The sequence below is a fragment of the Paenibacillus sp. IITD108 genome, assembly GCF_036541265.1.
In the GTDB taxonomy this organism is placed as follows: Bacteria; Bacillota; Bacilli; order Paenibacillales; family Paenibacillaceae; genus Pristimantibacillus.
Map to the genome: position 1 here is coordinate 220,408 of NZ_JAZHCT010000008.1, position 7,778 is coordinate 228,185.

A 7,778-nucleotide genomic window follows, 5' to 3' on the forward strand; every position below is an offset into this window, starting at 1 on the left:
GTAAAAATGAGGGGAGGGTTGATTAATGGGGAAGCCGTTTGAATGGAGCTTTGTGTTCTATTCTTTTTCAAAGCTGCTGTCTACGCTAAGCACAACGCTGGTAATAGTTGGCGGCTCGCTTGCTGTTGCTGTTATCGTCGGTTTTCTCATTGCCCTTCCCCGACTGTATAAGGTGCCGGTATTAAAGACAGCCGCAGAGGTTTATATATCTTTTTTTCGCGGAACGCCTATTCTTATTCAACTGTTTTTATTTTATTACGGATTGCCTGAGGTGCTGAAGCTGCTCCATCTGGATGTGACAAGAGCGCCCGTACTGCTGTTTGTTGTTTTGACCTATGGGCTTCATACAGGAGCCTTTATGTCTGAGATGATTCGCGCTTCTGTGCTTGCGGTTGATAAGGGGCAGGTTGAAGCGGCATATGCGATGGGAATGACAGGGCCGCAGGCTTTTACGCGGGTGGTGCTGCCGCAGGCACTGGCTATAGCTGTACCGGTATTTTCCAATCTATTACTTGCTTTGCTAAAGGATACCTCGCTTGCCTTTACGCTAGGGGTTATGGAAATGACAGGCAAGGCGCAGACGCTTGGCACTTTGACACAGCATTTTATTGAAGCTTATCTGGCGCTTGCCCTTATTTATCTCGCTATCAGCTTTATTCTCGAGCGGCTGCTGCTTGCGGCAGAACGGCGGTTGCTGCGTCATGAACGAATAGATTATGCATCGCGCAGCTGGCTAGATAAATTTAAAAGCCGATCGTTTCGCCGAATTATAGCAGATTTGCAATCAAGCAAAGGAGGAGCAAGCCTATGAAGCTGGATCCTTCATTTATTTGGACAGCATTTGTTGAACTGCTTGGCGCTGTGCCAACGACGCTATTAATTACTATTGTTTCTATAACCGCAGGTTTTATGATCGGGACGGTAATTGCTTTTGTGCGAATTTACAAAGTTCCTTTTTTAAACACGCTGGCAGCAAGCTATGTAACCTTCATTCGCGGAACGCCGATGCTGACGCATTTGCTGCTTATCTATTTTACACTGCCAGTGCTCATCGACGGGCTTGCTGAATATTTCGGCTGGAGCTTCCGCTCAGTATCTGTACCTATGATCGGCTTTGCTTATATATCATTCTCGATTACGGCCGGGGCTTATATGTCTGAGGTAGTCCGTTCTGGATTGCTGGCAGTAGATAAGGGGCAGCTGGAAGCGGCACATTCTATTGGGATGACGACTTGGCAGGCACTGCGCCGCATTGTTTTTCCACAAGCGATCGCCGCGAGCTTGCCGAACCTGTCCAATTCCGTCATAGGCATGCTGCACGGGTCCACGCTCGCTTTTACCGTATCGGTCATAGATATTAATGCCAAGGCGCAAATCGTGGCATCGACCAACTGGAAGTTTTTCGAATCCTATTTGGCGGCTGCTGCGATCTTCTGGGGGCTTACCTTATTAATTGAGCGTATGACGGCATGGCTAGAAAAAAGGATCAATCTTTACAATCGGGGTGGGGTAGCATGATTAAGCTTTCGAATATTGCCAAATCATTTGGACGCCATCAAGTACTAAGGGATATTAATTTGAATGTTGCCAAAGGGGAAGTCGTTGTTATTCTTGGGCCGAGCGGCTCGGGCAAGACGACGCTGCTGCGCTGCGTTAATTATTTGGAGAAGCCAGGGAGCGGGGAAATCGCAATCGGTGATTTCAAATTGAATTGCAGGCTGGCCAAACGCAAGGAAATTCATCAGCTGAGGCAAAAGTCGGCGATGGTATTCCAGCAATATAATTTATTCCGTCATAAAACTGCGCTAGAAAATGTAATGGAGGGTCTGGTTACTGTGAAAAAGCTCTCCAAGGAAGACGCAAGAAAGCAAAGTGCAGCTGTGCTGGAGAAGGTAGGTCTTGGGAGCAAGCTGGATGCTTATCCGAGCCAGCTGTCAGGCGGCCAGCAGCAGCGTGTCGGCATTGCCAGAGCATTGGCGCTGGAGCCGGAGGTCATTTTATTCGATGAACCGACCTCGGCGCTTGACCCTGAGCTGGTAGGCGAGGTGCTGGCCGTTATTCGCAAAATTGCCAAGGAAGGCATTACGATGATCGTCGTGACGCATGAGATGGGCTTTGCCCGCGATGTGGCCAACCACGTCGTTTTTATGGATGGCGGAGTAATTGTTGAGGAAGGTACGCCGCAGCAAGTATTTAACCATCCACAGGAGGAGCGTACGAAGCAATTTCTAAAACGTATTACGCCAGAATTAAATTATTCCATATAGGATACAGGAGGAGAGGCAATCCCATGGCTATAACGATTAGTGTATTAGATCAGAGTCCGATCTATCCGGGGGAAACTGCGGAGGAAGCTTTCCGCCATACGGTTGGTCTGGCACAGCTAAGTGAACAGCTGGGTTTTCACCGTTTTTGGGTTTCGGAGCATCATGACTCGGAGCAAGTGGCAGGATCGTCACCGGAGGTTTTAATCTCCTACTTGCTTGCTAAAACGGAGCGGATCCGGGTCGGATCGGGGGGCGTGATGCTGCAGCATTACAGTCCGTATAAGGTAGCCGAAAATTTCAATGTGCTCTCCTCTCTCGCTCCAGGCCGGATCGATCTTGGCATTGGCCGCGCTCCGGGCGGGCTGCCGCGCAGCACTCAGGCACTGCAGCTGGGGGCTGTCGATCAGGCTGAATTGACAGAGAAAATTATCGAGCTTGAGAAATATGTGCATAACAGGCTGGAGGAAGGTCATCCGCTTGCTGGGCTGAAGGCTGGCCCTGTTCCGGCAGTGGCTCCTGAATTATTTTTGCTTGGCGCAAGCGTAAGCAGCGCTGAAATTGCAGCCGAGCTGGGATTGCCGTATGTGTTTTCTCTATTTATAAATGGCAATCAAGTAATTGCGGAGGAAGCTATTCGTACTTACCGCGAAAAATTCAATTCAGCTTCCGGCAATCAGCCTCTGGCTATAGTTGCTCTTGCTTTGCTGGCCGCGGACAGTGAGGAGGAGGCTGCTGAGCTGGCAAGTGCTCTAAAGCTGTATCGCATTGTGCTTATGAGCGGCAAAAAGCTCACGGTTGCTACTCGCGAGCAGGCCGAGGAATTTGGTATTCAAAGCAGCGAGGAATATACCATTGAAGAGCTGGGAGCTTCCGTTGTGAAAGGGACCAAGGAGTCGATACGCACGCAATTGCTTGACCTTCAGAAGGCATTCGATGTAGAGGAATTTATTGTGACCACGAATGTAACTCCTTACGAGAAACGGCTTCATTCTTTTCAGCTGCTTAGCGAGGCATTGAAAGAAGCGGCCGTAAGTCAGTAAAGAAAGCGGGGAAGCTTTATGAATCAAGCAGCCATTCTCAAGTCAGAGGCGTTCAGCGAACAGTTAACTAGGATAAGACGTCATTTGCATCAGCATCCTGAGCTTTCTAATGAAGAAACAGAAACGACAGCCTATATAGCTTCATTGCTTAAGAGTGAAGGTATACGAGTCGTGGATTATGGCTTAAAGACTGGAGTAGTCGCAGAAATTGGCGGTCAGCTGGGCGGACCGATCGTCGTTCTTCGTGCGGATATCGATGCACTAGCCATACAAGAAGAAACCGAATTGCCCTATGCGTCAGTTTATCCAGGCAAAATGCATGCCTGCGGCCACGACTACCATACTGCTTCCTTAATTGGCGCCGCTTATATGCTAAAACAGCAGGAAAAGCAGCTGAATGGAACAGTCAGACTAATATTTCAGCCTGCGGAAGAGAAAGCATCAGGGGCAAGGCAGGTTGTTCGAAGTGGTGCCTTGCACGAAGTTGAAGCCATTTTTGGGCTGCATAACAAGCCTGATCTTCCCGTAGGAACGATTGGCATTGCCGGCGGTCCGCTTATGGCAGCTGCTGATGGGTTTACCGTCAGTATAACAGGAGCGGGCTCGCATGCTGCCGTACCAGAGTCCGGCGTCGATCCGATCGTAGCGGCTTCGCATATCGTTACAGCGCTGCAATCCATCGTCAGCCGCAACGTTAGTGCTTTGCAAAGTGCTGTCATTAGTGTTACCAAAATTCATAGCGGAACATCATGGAATATAATTCCCGAAACGGCGCTGCTCGATGGCACTATCCGTACATTTGATGAGAAGGTCCGCGAAGATGTACTTGCCCGTTTTGTGCAGGTAACAGAAGGAGTGGCAGCTGCCCTGGGAGCAAAAGCCGAGATTTGCTGGACGGAGGGGCCGCCTCCTGTAGTCAATGATTGGTCGCTGGTCAAGTTAGCAGATGAGGCAGCTGCTGCAATTGGCCTGGAAATTGTAAGGCCGGTACCGTCGCCTGCCGGCGAGGATTTTGCCGTCTACCAGAAAGAAGTGCCGGGCTTATTTGTATTCTTTGGTACATCCGGCAGCAAGGAATGGCATCATCCCGCTTTTGATGTGGATGAGCGCGCGTTGCCGTTTAGCGCAGCTTATCTTTCCCAGATCGCAGTGGGCTATTTGAACTCGCGTCATAATGCAGGAAACGCTTAAGGCGTGTGTTTTTACGGCAGGCAGTTATGAATTTTAGATTTGGAGGAGTCATATGAGTCATTTGCGGATCGACAGCTATTTGAACACCTATAGTCAATTAACAGCAGCTATCCAAAACTTATCTGAAGAGCAGTTGAAATGGAAGCCTGCACCAGCAAGCTGGAGTATCTTAGAGGTGCTTACTCATCTTGTGGATCATAGCATCGTTATTTCCTTCAGAGCAAGGGATGTGCTTGCTGCTACTGAAAATCGTCTGCCCATCTTTGGTCAAGATGCGTGGGTGAGCGGGCAATACGCCAATGAGGGGAAAGCAGAAGATGTACTGTCGGTGTATAATAGCCTGCTTCAATACAATAGCTTGCTTTTTGCTCGATTAGGCGAGGAGGATTGGAACAAGAGCGCTGCTAATTTCAAGGGAGATCAAGTAAGTGTAGCTTCTATTATTGATGGCTTCGCCGCTCATGTTCAAAATCATTTGGGACAGATCAGCCGTATTAAAAGTCAGCTTTAAAAAAAAGAAAAATTCAAGGAGGAGAGAGAGCATGGCGAAAGCAAGGCAATTAAAGCTGGGCGCGCTGCTTCATGGAGTAGGCGGCAATATGGCCATGTGGCGTCACCCTGATGTGAAGACAGATGCCAGTGTAAACTTTGAATTGTATAAGTCTTGGGTGCAGAAAGCAGAGGAAGGCAAGCTTGATCTTATATTTATAGCGGATGGGTTATATATAAATGAAAAATCGATTCCACACTTTCTTAATCGTTTCGAGCCGCTGACGATACTTAGCGCATTGGCAGCTGTCAGCCGCAACATTGGCTTAGTAGGGACTCTTTCGACATCATATAGCGAGCCTTTTACCGTTGCGCGCCAGTTTGGATCGCTTGATGTGATCAGCGGAGGCCGTGCCGGCTGGAACGTCGTTACATCTCCCCTTGAAGGCTCAGCGCTTAATTACGGCAAAAAGGAGCATCCGGATCACGATAAGCGCTATCGGATCGCAACTGAGTATTTGAAGGTAACCCGCGGTCTATGGGATTCCTGGGAGGACGATGCATTTGTTCGTGACAAGGAAGCCGGAGTATTCTTTGATTCTCAAAAGATGCACGCTCTTAACCACGAAGGGGAGTTCTTTTCTGTAAAAGGACCGCTTAATATTGCCCGTTCCAAGCAGGGGCAGCCTGTCATCTTCCAAGCAGGAGCTTCTGAGGTAGGCAAAAACTATGCTGCAAAGGAAGCGGATGCTGTATTTACCGGGCATGAAACGATAGGGGAAGCGAGGCAATTTTATAATGAGGTAAAGACAAGAGCCGCTTCATTCGGCCGCAATCCTGACGAGGTGCTTATATTCCCGGGCATCGGCCCTATTATTGGGGACACGCTTGAAGAGGCGGAGCGCAAGTACCAAGAGATAGCCAGCCTTGTTACGATAGAAAATGCGCTTCATTACTTGGGCAGATACTTTGAGCATCATGACTTTTCGCAATATCCGCTGGATGAGCCGTTCCCGGAGCTTGGCGATTTAGGAAAGAACAGCTTCCAGAGCGGTACGGATAAAATAAAGCAGGAGGCCAAGGAAAAGGGGCTTTCCTTGCGTCAAGTGGCGCTTCGCAGCGCAACACCAAGAGGAAGCTTTGTAGGTACTCCCGAACAAATCGCAGACCAAATCCAGCTTTGGTTTGAGCAAAGGGCAGCCGATGGCTTTATGCTGACTGAAGCATACCCAGGCGGTCTTGAGCAGTTTGTGGATCAGGTAGTACCGCTATTGCAGCAGCGCGGATTGTTTCGAACGGAATATGAGAGCGATACGCTGCGTGGCAATTTAGGACTGCCATTTCCGGAAAATCGCTATTCACGGGTGCAGGCCGGAAGCTAAAACGTAGCATTTAGATGAGACTCTAAAGTTCTTCTATTATATATAAGTAAAGACGGTGGTTTTTTCTAACGGTTGCAAGTGCTGCTAATTCGCTTATTTTAGCCGATTCGAAACTAGAACGGTTGCCATGAGCGTTATTGTGCCATTTTTCGAAGAAATCAGTGATTTAAACGGTATTAAGCGCGATGGCAACCGTTAGAAAATTTATTGCTTCATTTTCGCATGATTAACGTCTGTGGCAACCGTTAGGAGTAAACCTTCAGTCTGATGAAAAAGTAATATGAAGAATGGGCAAGCGCTCGTGATAGCTAAGTACATTTTATGCATCTAGATTCTGCTTTTTTATCGAATAAACGATTCTACATGTATTTCATGCATCTAGTATTATAGAATTACCCTATATTATGCGAAACGCACCAAACTAAATGCAGTTTTTCCCCTTAGAATCACAAAAAAGCTGAATTTCTTAAAACTAAGTACGGGAAATCAGGCTGTTGAAAAAGTAGTTTGGAAACTCTAACGAATCCTAGTATCGTTATTACACCGAAAAAGCTTGTTTTGAAAATGTAACGAATCGTAGCGTGCTTATTGGGTATAAAACGCTGCCCAAAGGACCATTTGTTCACAGATTGCGTCTCTGTGATGCATTAGAATTTCAAAAAAGGCATTTTATGCGAAATAGCGTATTCAGGATTCGTTAAAAAGTGAAAGCATCTCGATTTCCGCTCTAGGTGGTCCTTAATGCAGACTATTAAGCCGTTGTAGAGCTTTTCAACAGTCTGAGGAAATGTAGTTAGCTTTAGCATATATTTGCTCGTTCCGATTCCACAAAACAAAGTTTGCCATTGCTGCAAAGTACTTGTCTTTCTTTCGTATCATCGCAACAGCCACTTCATTATCATCGCCTGCAGGTTATTGACTGTCTATGGGACAGCTTCTCTGCCTAATCACACCTCCCTATTCTATTAAACTACAATATTCGATATGATTAGAACAAAGTTTACATATTTCTAATATAAAGTATTGACTCGCTATAAAGTCTATGTTACATTAGAGTTCGCCGATTCGAGCAGGTACATAAATAAAGCTTTCAAAAAAAGAATTTAAAATTTTTTTAAAAAAGTACTTGCAATAAGATAGGCAGATGTGATATATTATAAAAGTCGCCGCTGAGAGATAAGGCGAACGACAAACGAAGAATTTTGTTCTTTGAAAACTGAACAACGAGTGAAATGCCCTATTCATCCTCGGATGAATAGATAAGCAATACACATCATTAGGAAAACCCCGTTTTCCGAAATGATGCTAGCAACGAAATGAGCTTTCAAACTTTTTTGGAGAGTTTGATCCTGGCTCAGGACGAACGCTGGCGGCGTGCCTAATACATGCAAGTCGAGCGGAGTGTAATT

General features: G+C 47.0%; 7 protein-coding genes and 1 rRNA gene. All 8 read left to right on the forward strand.

The annotated features are described in order from the left end of the window. Positions 1 to 25: 25 nt before the first annotated feature. Entirely contained in the window at positions 26 to 811 is a 786-nt protein-coding gene (locus tag V1L65_RS09965; RefSeq protein WP_331698987.1) for an amino acid ABC transporter permease, read from the forward strand. Beyond that, the gene (locus V1L65_RS09970; protein ID WP_331698988.1) at positions 808 to 1,518 is read left to right on the forward strand and encodes an amino acid ABC transporter permease; all 711 of its coding nucleotides are present in this window, start codon (positions 808 to 810) and stop codon (positions 1,516 to 1,518) included. The genes V1L65_RS09965 and V1L65_RS09970 overlap by 4 nt, the downstream gene beginning before the upstream one ends. Continuing rightward, positions 1,515 to 2,267 (forward strand): amino acid ABC transporter ATP-binding protein, encoded by a 753-nt coding sequence (locus tag V1L65_RS09975; RefSeq protein WP_331698989.1) that lies wholly within the window; start codon positions 1,515 to 1,517, stop codon positions 2,265 to 2,267. The genes V1L65_RS09970 and V1L65_RS09975 overlap by 4 nt, the downstream gene beginning before the upstream one ends. Positions 2,268 to 2,290: 23 nt before the next feature. Next, on the forward strand, positions 2,291 to 3,307 hold the full coding sequence (locus V1L65_RS09980) for an LLM class flavin-dependent oxidoreductase (RefSeq protein WP_331698990.1): 1,017 nt from the start codon (positions 2,291 to 2,293) through the stop codon (positions 3,305 to 3,307). An 18-nt stretch (positions 3,308 to 3,325) separates the two neighbouring features. After that, a complete protein-coding gene (locus V1L65_RS09985; protein WP_331698991.1) occupies positions 3,326 to 4,498 on the forward strand; it encodes an amidohydrolase in 1,173 nt (390 codons plus the stop codon). A gap of 52 nt (positions 4,499 to 4,550) precedes the next feature. Then, positions 4,551 to 5,009, forward strand: coding sequence for a DinB family protein (locus tag V1L65_RS09990; RefSeq protein ID WP_331698993.1), 459 nt, complete (start codon positions 4,551 to 4,553; stop codon positions 5,007 to 5,009). A gap of 31 nt (positions 5,010 to 5,040) precedes the next feature. Further along, positions 5,041 to 6,369 (forward strand): LLM class flavin-dependent oxidoreductase, encoded by a 1,329-nt coding sequence (locus V1L65_RS09995; protein WP_331698994.1) that lies wholly within the window; start codon positions 5,041 to 5,043, stop codon positions 6,367 to 6,369. A gap of 1,331 nt (positions 6,370 to 7,700) precedes the next feature. Then, a 16S ribosomal RNA gene (locus V1L65_RS10000) occupies positions 7,701 to 7,778 on the forward strand; the annotation flags it as partial.

Bases quoted from the DNA above. Each gene is read 5' to 3' on its own strand.
- V1L65_RS09995 (WP_331698994.1), top strand. From the start codon at position 5,041: ATGGCGAAAGCAAGGCAATTAAAGCTGGGCGCGCTGCTTCATGGAGTA.
- V1L65_RS09990 (WP_331698993.1), top strand. From the start codon at position 4,551: ATGAGTCATTTGCGGATCGACAGCTATTTGAACACCTATAGTCAATTA.
- V1L65_RS09965 (WP_331698987.1), top strand. From the start codon at position 26: ATGGGGAAGCCGTTTGAATGGAGCTTTGTGTTCTATTCTTTTTCAAAG.
- V1L65_RS09970 (WP_331698988.1), top strand. From the start codon at position 808: ATGAAGCTGGATCCTTCATTTATTTGGACAGCATTTGTTGAACTGCTT.
- V1L65_RS09985 (WP_331698991.1), top strand. From the start codon at position 3,326: ATGAATCAAGCAGCCATTCTCAAGTCAGAGGCGTTCAGCGAACAGTTA.
- V1L65_RS09975 (WP_331698989.1), top strand. From the start codon at position 1,515: ATGATTAAGCTTTCGAATATTGCCAAATCATTTGGACGCCATCAAGTA.
- V1L65_RS09980 (WP_331698990.1), top strand. From the start codon at position 2,291: ATGGCTATAACGATTAGTGTATTAGATCAGAGTCCGATCTATCCGGGG.